The following is a 17,433-nucleotide window of genomic DNA, read 5'->3' on the forward strand; positions in this document are numbered from 1 at the left end:
TGAGGAGAGGGGTGATGGCAACAGTAAGGCTCACCATGGCGCAGGCGCTTGTCGCAGCCATGGCGGCGCAGAAGACGACGGTTGATGGACAGGTGGCGCCCATCTTCGCGGCCGTCTGGGCGATCTTCGGGCATGGCAATGTCGCGGGCCTCGGCGAGGCGCTCTATGCCATGCGCGAGCGGCTGCCGACGCTGCGCGCCCACAACGAGCAGGCCATGGCGCATGCGGCCATCGCCTTCGCCAAGACCGCGCGGCGCCGGCGGATGATGGCCGTGACGAGCTCGATCGGCCCGGGCGCGACCAACATGGTCACGGCGGCGGCCGTCGCCCATGTCAATCGCCTGCCGCTGCTGCTGCTCCCCGGCGATGTCTTCGCCGGGCGCCGGCCGGATCCGGTTTTGCAGCAGATCGAGGATTTCGGGGATGGCACCGTCTCGGCGAACGACTGCTTTCGCCCGGTTTCGCGCTATTTCGATCGCATCACGCGGCCCGAGCAGATCATCCCGGCCTTCGAGCGCGCCATGCAGGTGCTGACCGATCCGTCCGATTGCGGACCGGTAACGCTCGCGCTCTGCCAGGACGTGCAGACCGAGGCCTACGACTATCCCGAGAGCTTTTTTGCCGAGCGGCTCTGGCAGCCGCGCCGCCTGCGGCCGGACGCGGCCGAGCTGGATGGGGCGATCGCACGCCTCAGGGGCGCGCAACGCCCGCTCGTGGTGGCTGGCGGCGGCGTGCTCTACAGCGAGGCGGAACAGGCGCTCGCGCAGTTCTGCACCGCTCACGGCATCCCCGTGGCGGAAACCCAAAGCGGCAAGAGCAGCCTGCCGCACGCGCATCCCTTGAACCTCGGCGCGATCGGCGTCACGGGGACGGCCGCCGCCAATGAGGCGGCGCGCCGCGCCGATGTCGTACTGGCTGTCGGGACGCGGCTGCAGGATTTCACCACCGGCTCCTGGACGCTGTTCGCCGATCCCGCGGTGGCGATCATCGGCTTGAATACGCAGGCCTTCGATGCCGGCAAGCACCGCGCGCGCCCTTTGGTCGCCGATGCGAAGGCCGGACTTGTCGAACTCTCCGCGGGACTGTCCGGCTGGACGGCTCCAGCGGCGTGGCGCACCGGCGCCGAGACCGCCCGTGCGGACTGGCTCGCGACCGCGGCGCGTTATACAGCCGCGGGGAACGCGGCCTTGCCGAGCGATGCCCAGGTGATCGGCGCGGTGCAGCGCCAGAGCGCGCCCGGCGATATCGTGCTGTGCGCGGCGGGCGGGCTGCCCGGCGAATTGCACAAGCTCTGGCAGGCGGGCGCACCCGGCGGCTACCATATGGAATACGGCTATTCCTGCATGGGCTATGAGATCGCCGGCGGGCTCGGCGCCAAGCTCGCCGATCCGGCGCGCGACGTCATCGTCATGGTGGGCGACGGCTCCTATCTCATGATGAATTCGGAGATCGCGACATCGGTGATGCTGGGCGCGAAGCTGACGATCGTCGTGCTCGACAACAGGGGCTTCGGCTGCATCAACCGCCTGCAGAACGCCACCGGCGGGGCGCCCTTCAACAATCTCCTGCGCGACACGCGCCACGAGACGCTGCCGGCGATCGATTTCGCGGCGCATGCGGCGTCGCTCGGGGCCATCTCGCGCAAGGTCGCCAGCCTCTCCGAGCTGGAGACGGCGCTCATGGAGGCACGTGCCCATGAACTGACCAGCGTCATCGTCATCGATACCGACCCGCTGGCTTCCACCGATGCCGGCGGCCATTGGTGGGACGTCGCGGTGCCCGAGACGTCCGCCCGCGACGAGGTCAGGACGGCCCGGCGCCTCTATGACGAGGCGCTGGCGCGGCGCGACAATTGAGGTGAGGACGACATGACGATAAGGATCGGCGCCAACCCCATCGGTTGGTCGAACGACGACCTGCAGGAGATCGGTGGCACGACGACGCTGGGCACCTGCCTCGCCGAGGCGTGCGAGGCCGGTTTCGAGGGCATGGAACTCGGCCACAAGTTTCCGCGCGAGCCGCAGACTTTGAAGGCCGTGCTGGCGCCCTTCGGCATGGCCTGCATCTCCGGCTGGTATTCCGCGGAGCTGCTGCGCCGCGATGCCGAGGCGGAGATGCGCCATCTCAGGCCGCATCTCGACCTCCTGAAGGCGATGGGTTCAACCGTACTCGTCTTCGCCGAGACCTCGAACGCCATCCATGGCGACCGGTCGCGGCCGCTGTCAGAGCGCCCGGTGATGAAGGCCGGCGACTGGGCGGAGTTCGGCCGGCGCGTCACCGAGGTCGCCGAGCGCACCTACGCCGAGGGGGTGCGGCTGGTCTACCACCACCACATGGGCACGATCGTCGAGAGTGAGGCCGATATCGACGCCTTCATGGCGGCGACCGGCGAGGCCGCCCATCTCCTGCTCGACACGGGTCACGCCACCTGGGGCGGGGCCGATCCGGCCGCGCTGGCGCGGCGCTATCGCCCGCGCATCAGCCATGTGCATGCCAAGGATGTGCGCCGCGCGGTGATGGAACAGGCGCGTGCCGAGGACTGGAGCTTCCTCGATGCGGTGCTCGGCAAGGGGGATGAACTCGGCGTCTATACGGTCCCGGGTGACGGCATGGTCGACTATGCCGCGGTGTTCAGGGCGCTGCCGGGCTATTCCGGCTGGGTCGTCGTCGAGGCCGAGCAGGACCCGGAGAAGGCCAATCCGCTGACCTATGCGAAAAAGGGCGTTGCCCATCTCAAGCAAAGTCTCAGGGAGGCGGGGCTCGCCTGAGCTTCGAACTGCGATGTCCAGACTGCTCGTGAAACCGCATGCCCCCGACGCCGAGGGATGCGTCCACGCCATAACACCCGAGAGCGCCGGCTGGAGCCATGTCGGCTTCGCCGTTCATCGGCTGGCGGACGGCCAGACGGTTTCCCGTGCCACCGGCGACCGCGAGCATTGCCTCGTGCTGTTGTCCGGCAAGGTCGCGGCGACGGCCGGCGAGACCGATTTCGGCGTCATCGGCGGACGCGCCTCGCCCTTCGAGGCCGATCCCTGGTCGCTTTACGTGCCGGCGGGATCGCAGTGGTCGATCACGGCTCAAGGCCCCTGCGAGGTCGCGCTCTGCTCGGCACCCGGTGTCGTCGGCGCACGCCCCGCGCGGGTCATCGCCCCGCGGGACGTCGGTTGCCAGACGCGGGGGGAGGGCAGCAACACCCGCCATGTCCGCAACATCCTGCCGGAGACCGAACCCGCCGACGGATTGCTGGTGGTCGAGGTCATCACGCCCGCCGGCTGCTGGTCGAGCTATCCGCCCCACAAGCACGACGAGGACCGGCTGCCCGCCGAGTCGCAGCTGGAAGAAACCTATTATCATCGGCTGAACCCGCCGCAGGGCTTCGGCTTCCAGCGCGTCTATACCGACGACCGCTCGCTCGACGAGACCTTCGCCTTCGCGGATGGCGACGTCGTCCTCGTGCCGCGCGGCTACCATCCCGTCGGCGCCCCCCATGGCTACGATCTGTATTATCTCAATGTCATGGCGGGACCGAAGCGCATCTGGCGGTTCCACAACGACCCGGCGCATGCGTGGATGCTGGGGTCGTGATTGACATCGCTCGGGCGAATCCTGAGCTTTTCAACAGCCTGCGAGACCCTGCTGCGTTTTAGGGAAGCCCGCCGTCATTCCGGGGCCTCGCAACAGCGAGGAGCCCGGAATCCATGAACACTGCAGCGAACCAGAAGAGGGCCGGTCCGGCAGTACCGTCTTGTCAGAGCGCGTGTTCATGGGTTGCCGGGCTCGGGCCTCTCGGCCCGCCCCGGAATGACGCCGCGGCTCTCTCGTAAAAACAGCCAGATAGTGATAGACCTCAGGTGGTTTATCCCGCGTGAGACCTCATTGATTCATATTTCTATCCGTCAAATACTTTTGCCAGAAATGACGTTCGCTTTCAAAAAAGGCCTCGACGGCGAATACTGAGCTTTATGAATTGACCAAAGCGAAACGGATTGGGCAGCGAAGCGGCCAGGATGATCAAACGAAGTCACTTGGATAAAAAAATGACCGCGATCGCAGATCTTGAACTGGCTGTCCTATCGAAATGTCTTTCTGACATCGGCGTCGAAAGTGGACTTGAATTTTCAGAATATGCCACTCTGGTCGCAGAGAGAAGATTTACACGGGCGGGGTTTTTCACTGACTACAAAAGAGATGTTCGGCTTCAGAATAAAGATAATATCAAAATTAAGCATTGGGCGCGGATTGGTGCGAAGATAAACTTCGGGGCGTTTGATGCCGGTTTTATCGTATTTTTAAGAGATGGATATATTGAATTTTTAGAGGGATATGTTTACGAAGGGACGTGGCCGTCGAATATTTCAGAATATTCCCTGTATATCATACCGTAGAGACTATTCAATAAAACTGAAAAATGAATACTTATATAGTTTTCTGGTGTTCGCCAGATGACGCTCGCGCTGATCGCGAGGCCGGCGCCGCGGATGGAATAGGCGCTCGCCCCCGATGATTCGGGCGGCGGCAACCGCGCTGCTGGCCTGTCCAGTCTTCTCCCTGCCCGATAGCCAGTGATTCGGAGCGCCGCATCGCCTCTTCAATGTTATTATTTGATCCTATATTATGAAAATTTCCCGGTAAGACGCCCCCAAGACGCCCCTATCTTGCAATCAGACTAGATTCCATCCCGAATTCTGTTACGGGAAATAGTTATGGTGGCTTGCTCGGGGGGTGATTTTATGAATAAGGCTGCAATTCGCAGATATCTGCTGTCCTCCTGCGCGAGTTTCGTGACGATCGGCCTGGCCTTGTGCAGCGTCAATCGCGAGGCCTATGCAGAGGCGGCCACAGCCTATACGACGCTGAACTACGGCACGACCGGCACCTTCCTCACGGGTATTCGCGGCAACAGCATCGTCGGCAACTATGTGGTGCCCGGCACCACGGCCACGGGCGGCTTGCTCTACAATATGAGTTCCGGCCAATGGTCAGCCATGCCGGTGGCGACCGCCAACGGTGTGAATTATCCCGATGCCATCGGCTCCTCGCCCTATGGGCCGAGCTTCGGCAACCAGGGCGGCGTGCTGCGCACCGTCGGCAGCTATATGACGGCGGCGTCATCGCCCTACGACCTGAGCTATCTCTATGATGCCGCCGCGGCGCCGGGCCAGCAACTGACCGGGCTCGCCTATCCGAGTGCCCCCGGCAATCCGACCCTCTACACCATCGCCCACAGCACGTTTGGCGATCAGGTGGTCGGCAACTACGACACGCGCCTCGCGACCGGCAATGCGATGATCTATACGATCTCCACCGGCACTTACGCCACCAACAACAAGCCCGGCGCGGTCAGCACCACGGTCTACGGCGTCTATGGCGACATGCTCGCCGGCGGCTATGCCAATGTCGCGCCGGGCGGCGGCATCGGCTTCGAGCACGGCTATCTCTACAATCAGGCGACCGGAACCTGGGCGACCTACGACCATCCCGAAGCCATCATCACCCATCTCGAAGGCATCACCGGCGCGGGCCGCTCCGGCGAGTACAACATGGTCGCCGACTGGGTGACGCCCGACGGCGTGGCGCATGCCGGCGTGCTGCATGTCGATGCGCTCGGCATTCCCACCTGGTACGAGATCAATATCCCCGGCGCCACGCTGGTGTCCTCCAACTCCGCCTATGGCGACACGGTGGTCGGCATCTATCTCATGCCGGGATCCTCGACGCCCAATGGCTACGTCGCGACGATTCCGGGCATCTACAACCCGATCCGCAACACCGGCACGCTGACATTCGGCACCGACAATGCGGCGGCCCTCTCCGGCCGCAAGGGCGACGACATCGTCAACAGCGGCACCATCCAGGCGAGCGGCACCGTCGGCGTCGGCATCCGCGGCGAGACCTATGGCGTTCTGACCAATACCGGCACCGTGTCGGCCACCGGGATCGGCGGTGCGGCGGTGGAGATGCACGGCCTCTACGGCACCCTGCTGAACTACGGTACCCTGCAGGCCCCGGCGGTCGCCGATGCCCTGCGCACCGGCGCGGACAGCTATGGCAGCGTCATCGTCAACACCGGCATCATCGATGGCCGGATCGCTGCGACGTTGGGGCCGCAGACGCGGTTCGAGAACAGCGGCTGGATCGGCTCGACCGGGACCGGCGTGCCGATGACCCATCATATCAACGGCCTCTATTCGCAGACCTCGCAGGGCACGCTTTCCCTGCGCGTGGGCGCCAATGGCACCGATGGGCTGGAGGTGACGGGCGTGGCGCGGCTCGCCGGTACGCTGGCCGTTCCCTTCCAGACATCGACCCTGCAGAACAGCTATTCGCTCGTGACCGCCACGGAGGGCATGACAGGGGCCTTCGACACGCTCGCCACGGCGGGCCTGCCGAGCTATGTCAGCGCAGCCCTGGCTTATACCAGCAACCGCGTGGGGCTGAACCTGACCTCGCAGATGGCAGAGCTGCCCGGCCTGTCGACGAATCAGTCTTCCGTCGGCGGCGCGGTCGACCGCGCCTTCAACAGCGGCGCGACCGCCAATCCCGTCAATCCGACCGCGGTCGCCCTGAGCAGCCTTTATGCCTTCGACGGCGCGCAACTGGGCGCGGCCTTGGGCACGCTCTCGGGCGAGGCCTATGCCAGCGAGACGTCGGTGCTGATCAATGACGGCCTGTTCACGCGGCAGGCGGTGCTGGGCCGGCTGCGGCAACTGACCTATGGTGGCGCGGGCGGTCCCGTCGCGGCGCTCGGCGCGAGCGGCGAGGCCCTGGCCTATGCCGCCGATCCGAAGGGAGCCGCGAACAGCCCGGCCGCCGCCTCGATCGCCAAGGCGGGGACGGCACCGCTCGCCGCGCCCGACAGGACGCCGGGCCTTGCCATGTGGGCGCAAGCCTATGGCAGCTGGGGCAACTACGACGGCAATGCCAATGCCGCCAGCGTCAGCACCAGCTTAGGGGGCATCATCGCCGGCTTCGACAAGCGCATCGGCGCCAACAGCTATCTCGGCGTGGCTCTCGGTTACTCCCAGTCCAATACCACGATCGGGGCGCTCGGCTCGTCGGCGCGGGCGGATAGCGGGCTTGTCTCGGCCTATGCCGGCACCAGCTTCGGCGCCTGGAACGTCCGCGGCGGCATGAGCTACACGCTCTCCCAGGTGGATGCATCGCGAACGGTGGTCACCTCCACCTTCAACGATACCGCCAAGGGCGACTACAATGCCGGCCTGTTCCAGATGTTCGGCGAGATCGGCTACGCCATGGCGATGGGCAATGTGGCGATCGAGCCCTTCGGCGGGCTGGCCTGGGCCAATCTCAACACCCAGAACGTCACCGAGAACGCGATTGCCCTCGGCCTCACCGGCGGCGGCACGTCCTCGAACGTCGGCTTCACGACGCTCGGCCTGCGCGTCGCAACGGACCTCGCCCTGTCCAACGGCATGGTGCTGGTGCCGCATGCCTCCGTCGCCTGGAAATACGCCTTCGGAGACGTCACACCCTCGACCACGCTGGCCTTTGCCGGCATCGGGGGCACGGCTTTCTCGGTGCAGGGCGTGCCCTTGGCCACCAATGCCATGCTGATCGACGTGGGCGCTTCGCTCAAGGTCAGCGATGACGTCAAGGTGGGCCTGTCCTATGTCGGGGAACTCGCCACCGATGTCCGGCAGAACGCCGTGAAGGGCAACCTGACCTGGACCTTCTGACCGAGATCGGGAGGCCGCGCGGCGGTGCGGCCTCACAAACTGGTCGGTGCGGTTTCACGTCCTGAGGCCGATGGCGTCCCGGGGCGAATAGCCGAACTGGCGCTTGAAGGCGCGGCTGAAGGTGGAAGGGTCGGAAAAGCATAGATCATAGGCCAGTGCATTGATGGCGGAAGGGCCGCCGGCACTGGTCAGGCGACGATGCGCCTCGTTGAGACGTTCCCGTGTGATCAGCGAGGAAACACCGCCGTGACTTGCGAAGACGCGGTAAAGTGTCGATCGCGACAAGCCAGCGGCCTGGGCGAGGAACTCTGGCCCAAGGGCAGGTGAATAGAGATGCTGGCGTATGATCCTCTGTGCCCTGCTGAAGCTGGCTCTTGTCAGGACGTCTCGCGCCTGCACCAGCTTCTCGGGTGTCGGGGAAATGCAAGCTGTCACGAGGGATTTCGTTGCCGACGCTATGCCGTCAATATGGCCCTGGGAAAGGGACGGAAGATTTTGGTCGAGTGATATCAGGAAATCGGCGAGGATCGCAGCCATTCCATTCCAGGGAATTTGCTCAGGTGCTCCGTCAAACGTGGCCGCATCCTTGTCAAAGTGATCCCGAGGAAGAAAGAGTGTGAGAATCTCTCCGTCTCCACCCAGCCCCTCGAATTCGCGGTATAACGATCGGAAGCCAACATGCGGGCCGCCCGGATGCGCTTTGTCCCGGCGCGCCGCGACAAGTATCCAATCGTCGATCCGAGGGCGAGACCAGTGCTTCCAGCGCCGTTCGACGCCAACCGGCATGGATGCCCGGGTGAATGTCAGCCCACCGAGGTCCCATGAGACATGCTCGGCCGGATAGGCTTTGCGAGACGGCTCGGCCAGATTGAGATCGAACACGTCGCGGTAATGATCTCGCCACGCATCGAACTGGTCCGAGGGCGGCAGCGCATCTGTCGAGAATTGCCTGGGAGATACGGGCGGGGGCGCTGGCTTGTCCGCCGGTCGAGACGTTGGGTCGGAAACCATGTCCAATCACCAATCCTCATGCGTTGTCGTCCTAGTCTCCAAGGCATCGAGACTGTCGCTATTGCGCACATCTGTGTGTCATTTGGGTTCCTGGCCGTCAATGCGAGTACGGGGCGAAATCACGGGCTCATTGGCCAGAGCCCGATCAACCAACCGTCGCCAGCGCGAGCCGCTTGACTGGTCCTGAGCCAGGTTCGTCGGGGCGCAGCGTCAGCACCGACACGCCGGACGCTGTCACGGCGACGGTATGCTCGAATTGCGCGGACAGCGACCCGTCTCTCGTCACGACAGTCCAGCCGTCAGCCTCCGTTCTCACACTCCGTCGACCTCGATTGAGCATCGGCTCGATCGTGAACACCATGCCCTCACGGAGGATAAGGCCGGTTCCCGGCTTTCCGAAATGCAGAATCTGCGGTTCCTCATGCATCTCCCGGCCGATGCCGTGGCCGCAATATTCATGCACCACAGAACAGCCATTGCGCTTGGCATGTCGTTCTATCGCCCAGCCGATGTCTCCGAGCCGCGCGCCCGGGCGAACCGAACGGATGCCCATCCACATGGCTTCGTAGGTGGTCTGGACCAGCCTCCTGGCGGCTGGACTGACCTCCCCAACGAGATAGGTTTTGCTGGAATCCGCGATATAGCCGTTCTTCTCAAGGGTGATGTCGAAATTGACGATGTCGCCGTTCCGCAGCACGGTCGATTGTGACGGAACGCCGTGGCAGACCACATCGTTCAAGGAAGCATTCAATACAAAACCATAGCCGTATTGGCCCTTGCTCGCGGGGCGGGCATGGAGATCGTGAACGATAAAGCGCTCGACCTGTTCATTGATTTGAAGTGTCGACAGACCGACGAGCGAGGTTCGATCCAGCATTTCGAATACGGACGCCAGTAGCCGGCCGGATTCGGCCAGCAACGCCAGTTCCTGAGGCTGCTTCGTCATGCTTTGCTCGGAGCCAGTACTGGAGCCGAAACGCCTACGGAATCGAGCTCCCGTCCCATGATCTCGGAGAAACTGAGCGTTGGATTGGTCTCGCAGAGCATGCCGACCTTGATCCAATAGGCGGCCTGCGCATTGATCGAACGATACGATACCCTGCTCGCCCGGCGCACCTGCTCGTGCAAATCATCATCTATGTTCACAATGCCCATGGGATATCCATATACGGTTCGTATATGAGGCATATATAGACTGCGCGCGAGAATGCCAAGGGAAGCCTAGAGCAAGTCCGCCTTTTGCGCACTTGTTCCGATCAAAAGGCGGATGCAAATGTCGGCGTCGAACCACTAGCTCCGCTTCAGCGGCGCGGTCGCCAGGACCGACCATTCGGCTATGGGGATATCCTGCCCGGAACGGACCACACAGATCCGGTCGAAGGTGATCCTGCGGCCGGCGAGGCGCCGGCCCATTGCGGCGGCGGCGGGCACTTTCCGCTCCGCCGGGAGCGTTCCGTAGAGCAGCGATATATGCGGCAGAAAGGATCCGGCTTCCGCCGGGTCCAGGCTGCGTTTCAGCGTTGCCAGGGTGGGCGAGACAGCGAAGCGCGCATAGAAGGCTCTGAAATAAGCCTCCGTGATGTCAACGCTGCTGATCGGTTCCGCGAAAACCGGCACCTGGCGCGCGGCCGCGGCAATCGCCTCGGTGAGCGCGGCGGTCTCTGTCGTCGTATCGCCGCGCAGCGTCAGATGCGGTTGGAAAACCGGCGTCCCGAAGCGATCCGCGAGATCCCGGACCAGTGACGCGAGCAAGGTTTCGTCGTCGTTGCTCGGCATGAGCCAGATCGATCGGACGGCGGCAGGCATGGCTTCATAAATCCGTTGCATGAGCAGGCTATAGATCGTTATGTTTATTCCAAGGTTGTCTTGGAATGGAAGATTAATTCCATTTTTGTGACGAGAGCCGCAAAAAAGGGGGGAGTGGATCGTGCAGGCGGAAACGCAAACCATGTCCTGCGCAGGCGCGGCCATCCAGGTCCGTGATCTGCGTGTTGCCTATGGTGGTACGCCGGTCCTGCACGGCGTCAGCCTCGATTTCGCACCCGGCACCTTCACGGCGCTCCTGGGCTCGTCGGGCTGCGGCAAGACGACCCTGCTGCGATCCCTGTGCGGATTCGTGCCGGTCACGTCGGGGGCTATTCTCGTCGGGAACCGCGATGTCGCGCCGCTGCCGCCGGAAAAGCGCGGCATGGCGATGGTGTTTCAGTCCTACGCCCTGTGGCCGCACATGACCGTGCTGCAGAACATGGGTTACGGGCTGAGGCTGCGCGGCAAGCCGAAGGCGGAGATCGTGGCCAAGGTGGCCGCCCTGCTCGCCATGCTCGGCCTCACCGGCTATGAGGAGCGCAAGGTCACGGCGCTGTCGGGCGGACAGCGCCAGCGTGTCGCGCTGGGGCGGGCGCTGGCCATCGATCCTGGAATCCTGCTGCTCGACGAGCCCCTGTCCAATCTCGACGCCAAGATCCGCATGACGATGCGCCACGAGATCCGCGCGATCCAGCAGCGGCTCGGCGTCACCGCCATCCATGTCACCCATGATCGTGAGGAAGCCATGACGATGGCCGATCGGCTCGTCATCATGCAGGCCGGCCGGGTCGCCCAGGTCGGAAGCCCCGAGGAGGTCTATGACCGGCCGGCGAGCGCCTTCGTCGCCAATTTCATGGGTGCGGAGAACGTCCTGCCTCTGCATGTCGAGCGCACCGGAGCCGGAACCGCCATCACCGCTGGCGGCGCCGTCGTCCACCTTACAAACAGGGATGCGCCGGCGCACCCGACAGGGGAGGCCGTCGCCTATTTCCGTGACGATGTCGCCAGTCTGGACGCGCCGGATGCCGATCCGCGCGGCGATCTCCTCGTGCCGGGGCTGATCGTCGCGCGCAGCTATCCCGGCGGGCTCTATCGCTATCGCGTCGAGGCGGCCGGCCGGCAGATCACCGTCGATGACGCCACGCGCCACGAACCCGGCGTCGCCGTCAGCCTGCGCATCCCCACTGAACGCCTTCACATCTTCCCGGCGGCCGAAGCCGCCCTAGCTGCCTAACCAGGAGCCAAGCCCATGCGCATCCTCACCATTGCCTGTTCTCTGGCGGCGCTCACCGCAGCGTCTCCGGTCTATGCCCAGACCTTGAATGTCGCCTCCGCAGGCGACCAGAACATGGTCGACTACGTGAAGGACTATCTCGGGCCCTTGTTCGAGAAGAGCCACCCCGGCGTGAAAGTCGTCTCCGTCGGCACCGGTCCCGGCGATGCCGGCTCGCAGAAGATCTACGAGAAGCTGGATGCCCAGAAGGGGGCCGGCGCCAGTGACTTCGACGTGGTCGTGATCCACCAGAAGGCCGCCGGGACCATGGTGAAGGAGGGGCTCCTCGCGAAATACACCGACAAGGTGGATACCGCGAAGCTCGTATCCAGCGAGACCGCCAAGAACGCCCTCGGCTCGGACGTGTCGGGCTATGTCATGCCGATGTTCCAGTCCCAGACGGCACTCGCTTACAATGCCGACATGCTCAAGTCCCCGCCGAACAACTTCGTTGAGCTCAAGGAATGGGTGAATAAGAACCCGAAGCAGTTCGGCTACAACGGCATCAAGGGCGGCATGTCGGGCGTCGCCTTCGTCGCCGGCTGGGTCTATGCCTTCGGCGGCGACGCCGGCAAGTTGATCGCGGGTCCCTATGATGCGGCCGAAAAAGCCAGGTGGGACAAGGCTTTCGCCGAACTCAAGGACTTCAACAAGAACGTCGTCATCACCCCCGGCAACGCCGGCACGCTCGACATGCTCAATCGCGGCGAGATCGCCATGGGGCCGGTGTGGGTCGACATGTTCTATTCCTGGCAGGCCGACGGCAAGCTGCCGCCGAACATGAAGCTCAAGCTGGCGGCGCCCGGCATGCCGGGCCAGCCGATGTATTACGCCGTGCCCGAGAAGTCGGCGCAGCAGAAGCTCGCCAGCGAGTTCATCGCCCTTGCCACGAGCCCGCAGGTCCAGGCCGACGGCATCGTCAAGAAGTTCAACTGGTATCCGGGCATCGACGCCAAGAACCTCGAGGGCAAACTCGACAAGGCCGCCTGGGACAAGCTCTTCACCGATATCACCCCGACGGACCTGGCCGCGAACGCCAAGCCCTTCCCGATCGCGCCTTACTTCAACGACATTCTCGAAGGCTACGAGAAGAAGGTCGCGAACTGAGCTTCGCCTTGCGGGATGCCAGGCGCTTGCGCCGGCATCCTGCCCAGCACCCTGGAGAGCGCGGTTCCACGCCTGAATGACTGAGGGCGTGGACCGCGGATTGCCATTGTTGGGACGCCCATCCCGGACGTCGCCTTCCCCTGCCGAGAATTGCCGTCATGAGCCTGTCCCAACGTCAGCTCGCCTTGCTGCTGATCGCGCCCGGTCTTGCACTCGTGGCCGCACTTTTCCTCTATCCGCTGTGCTTCTCGCTCATTTCGGCCTTCACCGATCCGGATGGTGGCTTTTCGCTCCAAGCTTTTGCAAAAGCTTACGAACTCTATTCCGGCGACATCTTCTTCACGGTCGTCATCGTGGTGACGTCCTGCGCCCTGACGGCGCTTGTGGCCGTCGCCATCGCGGGCACGCTCACGCTCGGCGAAAATCCCTGGATCGTCGGCACGCTGCGCGCCCTCTACCGCTGGCCCCTGTTCATCCCGTTCATCGTCGCCGCGCAGTGCATGCGCACCTTCCTCGCGAAGAACGGGCTGATGAACAACACCTTCGTGTCGCTCGGCCTGATGGAACCCCTGCAGGCGGTGAGCTATCTCGACTGGCGCGGGATCATCGCCACCTTCGTGTGGAAGCAGACGCCGTTCGTCGCGCTGCTCCTCGCCGGGGCTTTGGCCGCGCTCGACCGGGCAACCCTGGAGGCCGGGCGCAATCTTGGCGCCTCGCGGCTCAGGGTGCTCATCGAACTCGCCCTGCCGCAGGTCCTGCCGACGCTGCTCGTCGCGCTCGTCCTGTCCTTCGTCACCATGCTCTCGGTGCTTTCCGTTCCGATGATGGTGGCAGGCTCGCAACCCACCATGCTGACGGTCGACATGGCTTTCCGCATCAACGCCTATGGCGACTATGCCACTGCCAATGCGCTCGGCGTCATCACCTATCTCATCAGCGCCGGCGCTGCGATCCTCTACCTCCGGCACGGCATGACGAAGGAGACGGCGTCGTGATCCGCGCCGCATCCTTGCTGCGCGCGTCCCTCGCCAGCGCGCTCCTCGTCGTCTTCGCCTTCCTGCTGTTCGGTCCTTTGGCCAATCTGGCGCTGTGGTCGGTGGCGGAGCGCTGGTACACGCCCTACAAGCTTCCGGTCGTCTACGGCACCCGCTATTGGGAGCAGGTGTTCCGCCCGACGGGTGATGCCATGGCGTCGCTCGGAACGTCGATCTGGATCGCGATCCTGACGGTCCTGATCGCGCTGGCCTTGTCGGTGCCGGCCGGCTACGCCCTGGGGCGCCTGAAGCTGCCGATGCGCGCCTTGTTCATGATCGTCTTCCTGCTGCCCCAGGCTTTTCCGTCGGTGGCGATCTACATCAATGTCGCGCGCATTTTCTATCATCTCGGGATCAACGGCACGGTGCTCGGCGTCGTGCTGGTGCATGCCGCCCACGGTCTTGTCTATTCCGTGTGGATCGCCGCAGCCGCCTTTGCGGCGGTCGACAAGGACCTGGAACTCGCGGCCCGGAACATCGGCGCCTCCGCCCTGCGGACCTTCTTCACGGTCACGCTTCCGCTCGCGGCGCCCGGCATTATCGCCAGCGGCATCTTCGTCTTCCTGGAATCGCTCGACGAATTCACCGGCACGTTCTTCGTCGGCGTGCCGCAGGTGATCACGCTGCCGCTGCTGCTCTACAACGCGGCCATGGGCGGCAATTATCAGGTCGCCTCGATCACGGCCCTCATCCTCCTCGTGCCATCCGTCCTGTTCATGCTGTTCATCGAGCGGTTTCTGCGCGCCGATGTGCTCGCCAAGGTGGGCTCTTGAGGTGCTTTCGGCCGCAGGTCGCTGAACCTGTCCGTCATCCTTACGACAGCGGAAGAGCGGGATACCCCGACAAGCTGGAGGCGCTGAAGAAAGCATGGGACGAGGAAGCCCGCGCCAATCTCGCTCTGCCGATCGATGATCGCACCGCGTCTGAACTCTTAACCCTGGAGCGCCCCTCGGCCGAGCCTGCGCGTGAACGTTACGTCTATGACCCCGACACGGCACCGGTGCCGGAAGGCGTTGCAGTCAACATCCGCAATCGCTCGTACAAGATCCTCGCCAATGTCGACATTAGAGATGCGGATGCCGGCGGCGTCATCTTCGCACACGGGTCGCGCTTCGGCGGACATGCGTTGTTCATCAAGGACCACAAGCTTCACTATGTCTATAACTTCCTCGGCATCAAGCCGGAGCAGAAGTTTGTCTCCACCGAGACACTGAAGCCCGGGAAGTACACGCTCGGAATGGAGTTCACGCGCACGGGTGCCGGTTCGCACAAGGAATCGCTGGGCACGCTGAAGTTGTACGTCAACGACAAGGTCGTTGCCCAAGGCCCGATGAAGACGCAGGCGGCCAAGTTTACCCTATCGGGCGACGGCCTCTGCGTTGGTTACGACAGCGGCGACGCCGTCAGTGCCGAATACAAGACGCCCGGCACGTTCCATGGGGGGACCATCCAGGCGGTCGGCATCACCGTCGAAAAGGCGTCCTATGAAGACCTCGAAATGGAAGCGCGGAGAGCGCTGATAGCCGACTAGTGGTTCGGCTCCGACATTTGCATCCGCCTGATACGGGCCTCGGAGCCAATGCCGGAGTCAAGAGAACCACTAGCAAGTTAATGATTCTAGTGGAGCTTTTGTGATCTGAGCCCAGGAAACTGGATCGTTTTGAGGTGGAGTTTTCCGCGCTAGCCTGTTGTGGCTGGAAGGAGCGGAGAACGATGAAGGCATCGAAGTTTTCGGACGCGCAGAAGGCGTTCATTTTGAAGCAGGGCGCCGATGGGGTGCCGGTTGCCGAGATCTGCCGGCGGGCGGGGGTCAGCCAGGCGACCTACTTCAACTGGAAGAAGAAGTTCGACGGGCTGTTGCCGACAGAGATGCGACGGCTGAAGCAGCTCGAGGACGAGAACAGCAGGCTGCGCAAGCTGGTGGCGGACCTGTCGCTCGACAAGGAGATGCTGCAGGACGTGATCCGCCGAAAACTGTGAGGCCTGGTCGCAAACGCGAGCTGGTGGCGCAGTTGTGCCGAGAGTGGGACGTGTCGATCCGTCGGGCCTGCGGGGTCCTGGAGTTTGACACCTCGACATACCACTACAAGGCGCGCCGCCGCGATCAGGCCGGCATCGAAGCTCGGATCAGGGACATCTGCGAGACGCGAGTCCGGTATGGCTACCGACGTGTGCATGTGCTGCTGCGCCGGGAAGGCCATGACATCAACGAGAAGCGAACCCGCAGGATTTACAGCGAGTTGGGCATGCAGCTGAGAAACAAGACGCCCAAGCGGCGGGTGAAGGCGAAGCTTCGGGAGGATCGCCAGGATGCGGTCGGGCCGAACGATGTGTGGGCCATGGACTTCGTCCACGACCAGTTGGCGACCGGGACCAAGCTGCGCGTGTTGACGGTCGTGGATACCTTCTCGCGCTATGTGCCGGTGCTCGATCCGCGGTTCAGCTATCGCGGCGAGCACGTGGTTCTGGCTTTGGAAAGGGCCTGCTCGCGGATCGGCTATCCCCGAACCATCAGGGTAGACAATGGCTCCGAGTTCGTGTCCCGGGACCTCGACCTGTGGGCCTATGCCAAGGGCGTCACGCTTGACTTCTCCCGGCCCGGCAAGCCCACCGACAACGCCTACATCGAGGCCTTCAACGGTCGCTTCCGAGCCGAGTGCCTGAACGCCCACTGGTTCCTGACCCTTGCGGACGCGGCCGAAAAGTTGGAGGCTTGGCGCAGATACTACAACGAGGATCGTCCTCACGGGGCGATCGGGCACAAGGTCCCGATCTCGTTGACCAATCACGGCGGCATCACCAGCCCGCCGACGTGATCATGGCCGGAAAACTCTACCTTCCGGCGGTCCAGCGTTCGGTCTCGGATCATTTGAATTTGACATTTGATCTGGAGCCTGATGTGAGGCGGGACTCACATGTCAAATTCGCTCCACTAGTGGTTCTGCTCCGACATTTGCATCCGCCTGATACGGGCCTCGGAGCAAATGTCGGAGTCAAGAGAACCACTAGCAAGTTAATGGTTCTAGTGGAGCTTTTGAATTTGACATTTGATCCGGAGCCTGATGTGAGGCGGGACTCACATGTCAAATTCGCTCCACTAGTGGTTCTGCTCCGACATTTGCATCCGCCTGATACGGGCCTCGGAGCAAATGTCGGAGTCAAGAGAACCACTAGCAAGTTAATGGTTCTAGTGGAGCTTTTGAATTTGACATTTGATCCGGAGCCTGATGTGAGGCGGGACTCACATGTCAAATTCGCTCCACTAGTGGTTCTGCTCCGACATTTGCATCCGCCTGATACGGGCCTCGGAGCAAATGTCGGAGTCAAGAGAACCACTAGCAAGTTAATGGTTCTAGTGGAGCTTTTGAATTTGACATTTGATCCGGAGCCTGATGTGAGGCGAGTCTCAAATGTCAAATTCGCTCCACTAGTGGTTCTGCTCCGACATTTGCATCCGCCTGATACGGGCCTCGGAGCAAATGTCGGAGTCAAGAGAACCACTAGC

16 protein-coding genes and 1 pseudogene are annotated in these 17,433 nt (G+C 63.2%); 13 read left to right on the top strand and 4 right to left on the bottom strand.

Going from position 1 to position 17,433, the window contains the following annotated elements:
- Positions 1 to 14: 14 nt before the first annotated feature.
- From iolD to C7450_RS32255, 5 genes are all read left to right on the top strand, one after another.
- On the top strand, positions 15 to 1,856 hold the full coding sequence (iolD, locus tag C7450_RS32240) for a 3D-(3,5/4)-trihydroxycyclohexane-1,2-dione acylhydrolase (decyclizing) (protein ID WP_110378514.1): 1,842 nt from the start codon (positions 15 to 17) through the stop codon (positions 1,854 to 1,856).
- A gap of 12 nt (positions 1,857 to 1,868) precedes the next feature.
- Complete coding sequence (gene iolE / locus C7450_RS32245; protein WP_110378515.1) at positions 1,869 to 2,768, top strand: myo-inosose-2 dehydratase; 900 nt, start codon at positions 1,869 to 1,871, stop codon at positions 2,766 to 2,768.
- 13 nt (positions 2,769 to 2,781) lie between these two features.
- On the top strand, positions 2,782 to 3,585 hold the full coding sequence (gene iolB, locus C7450_RS32250) for a 5-deoxy-glucuronate isomerase (protein ID WP_110378516.1): 804 nt from the start codon (positions 2,782 to 2,784) through the stop codon (positions 3,583 to 3,585).
- A gap of 452 nt (positions 3,586 to 4,037) precedes the next feature.
- Positions 4,038 to 4,385, top strand: coding sequence for a hypothetical protein (locus C7450_RS33800; protein ID WP_146227618.1), 348 nt, complete (start codon positions 4,038 to 4,040; stop codon positions 4,383 to 4,385).
- Positions 4,386 to 4,730: 345 nt separating this feature from the next.
- The gene (locus C7450_RS32255) at positions 4,731 to 7,697 is read left to right on the top strand and encodes an autotransporter outer membrane beta-barrel domain-containing protein (protein ID WP_110378517.1); all 2,967 of its coding nucleotides are present in this window, start codon (positions 4,731 to 4,733) and stop codon (positions 7,695 to 7,697) included.
- A gap of 54 nt (positions 7,698 to 7,751) precedes the next feature.
- On the opposite strand, the gene C7450_RS34245 is transcribed toward C7450_RS32255, so the two are convergent.
- The 4 genes from C7450_RS34245 to C7450_RS32275 form a co-directional block, all read right to left on the bottom strand.
- Positions 7,752 to 8,132, bottom strand: coding sequence for a helix-turn-helix domain-containing protein (locus C7450_RS34245; RefSeq protein ID WP_170147556.1), 381 nt, complete (start codon positions 8,130 to 8,132; stop codon positions 7,752 to 7,754).
- A 721-nt stretch (positions 8,133 to 8,853) separates the two neighbouring features.
- Positions 8,854 to 9,654, bottom strand: a complete 801-nt coding sequence (map, locus tag C7450_RS32265) for a type I methionyl aminopeptidase (RefSeq protein ID WP_110378519.1) — start codon at positions 9,652 to 9,654, stop codon at positions 8,854 to 8,856.
- The gene (locus C7450_RS32270; RefSeq protein ID WP_110378520.1) at positions 9,651 to 9,863 is read right to left on the bottom strand and encodes a ParD-like family protein; all 213 of its coding nucleotides are present in this window, start codon (positions 9,861 to 9,863) and stop codon (positions 9,651 to 9,653) included. The genes map and C7450_RS32270 overlap by 4 nt, the downstream gene beginning before the upstream one ends.
- Before the next feature lie 135 nt (positions 9,864 to 9,998).
- Entirely contained in the window at positions 9,999 to 10,514 is a 516-nt protein-coding gene (locus C7450_RS32275; RefSeq protein ID WP_170147557.1) for a 2'-5' RNA ligase family protein, read from the bottom strand.
- Positions 10,515 to 10,656: 142 nt separating this feature from the next.
- On the opposite strand from C7450_RS32275, the gene C7450_RS32280 reads away from it, so the two are divergent.
- The 8 genes and pseudogenes from C7450_RS32280 to C7450_RS34375 all read left to right on the top strand — a co-directional run.
- Entirely contained in the window at positions 10,657 to 11,748 is a 1,092-nt protein-coding gene (locus C7450_RS32280) for an ABC transporter ATP-binding protein (protein WP_110378522.1), read from the top strand.
- Positions 11,749 to 11,763: 15 nt separating this feature from the next.
- A complete protein-coding gene (locus C7450_RS32285; protein ID WP_110378523.1) occupies positions 11,764 to 12,894 on the top strand; it encodes an ABC transporter substrate-binding protein in 1,131 nt (376 codons plus the stop codon).
- Positions 12,895 to 13,058: 164 nt separating this feature from the next.
- Positions 13,059 to 13,889: an ABC transporter permease gene (locus C7450_RS32290; protein WP_425351275.1), complete on the top strand. Its 831-nt coding sequence runs from the start codon at positions 13,059 to 13,061 to the stop codon at positions 13,887 to 13,889.
- On the top strand, positions 13,889 to 14,701 hold the full coding sequence (locus C7450_RS32295; protein WP_210206604.1) for an ABC transporter permease: 813 nt from the start codon (positions 13,889 to 13,891) through the stop codon (positions 14,699 to 14,701). Before C7450_RS32290 ends, C7450_RS32295 begins: the two co-directional genes overlap by 1 nt.
- Entirely contained in the window at positions 14,698 to 15,459 is a 762-nt protein-coding gene (locus tag C7450_RS32300) for a hypothetical protein (RefSeq protein WP_210206602.1), read from the top strand. The genes C7450_RS32295 and C7450_RS32300 overlap by 4 nt, the downstream gene beginning before the upstream one ends.
- A gap of 182 nt (positions 15,460 to 15,641) precedes the next feature.
- Positions 15,642 to 15,794: pseudogene (locus C7450_RS34855) on the top strand (transposase); the annotation flags it as partial.
- Positions 15,761 to 16,744 carry an IS3 family transposase gene (locus tag C7450_RS32305; RefSeq protein WP_245450298.1) on the top strand — a complete coding sequence of 328 codons (984 nt, stop codon included), beginning with the start codon at positions 15,761 to 15,763 and terminating at the stop codon, positions 16,742 to 16,744. The pseudogene C7450_RS34855 and the gene C7450_RS32305, both read left to right, overlap by 34 nt.
- Before the next feature lie 2 nt (positions 16,745 to 16,746).
- Positions 16,747 to 17,433, top strand: a 687-nt coding sequence (locus C7450_RS34375; RefSeq protein WP_210206603.1) for a hypothetical protein, incomplete at its 3' end; no start/stop codon positions are given.

It is taken from the genome of Chelatococcus asaccharovorans, assembly GCF_003201475.1.
Classification (GTDB): domain Bacteria; phylum Pseudomonadota; class Alphaproteobacteria; order Rhizobiales; family Beijerinckiaceae; genus Chelatococcus; species Chelatococcus asaccharovorans.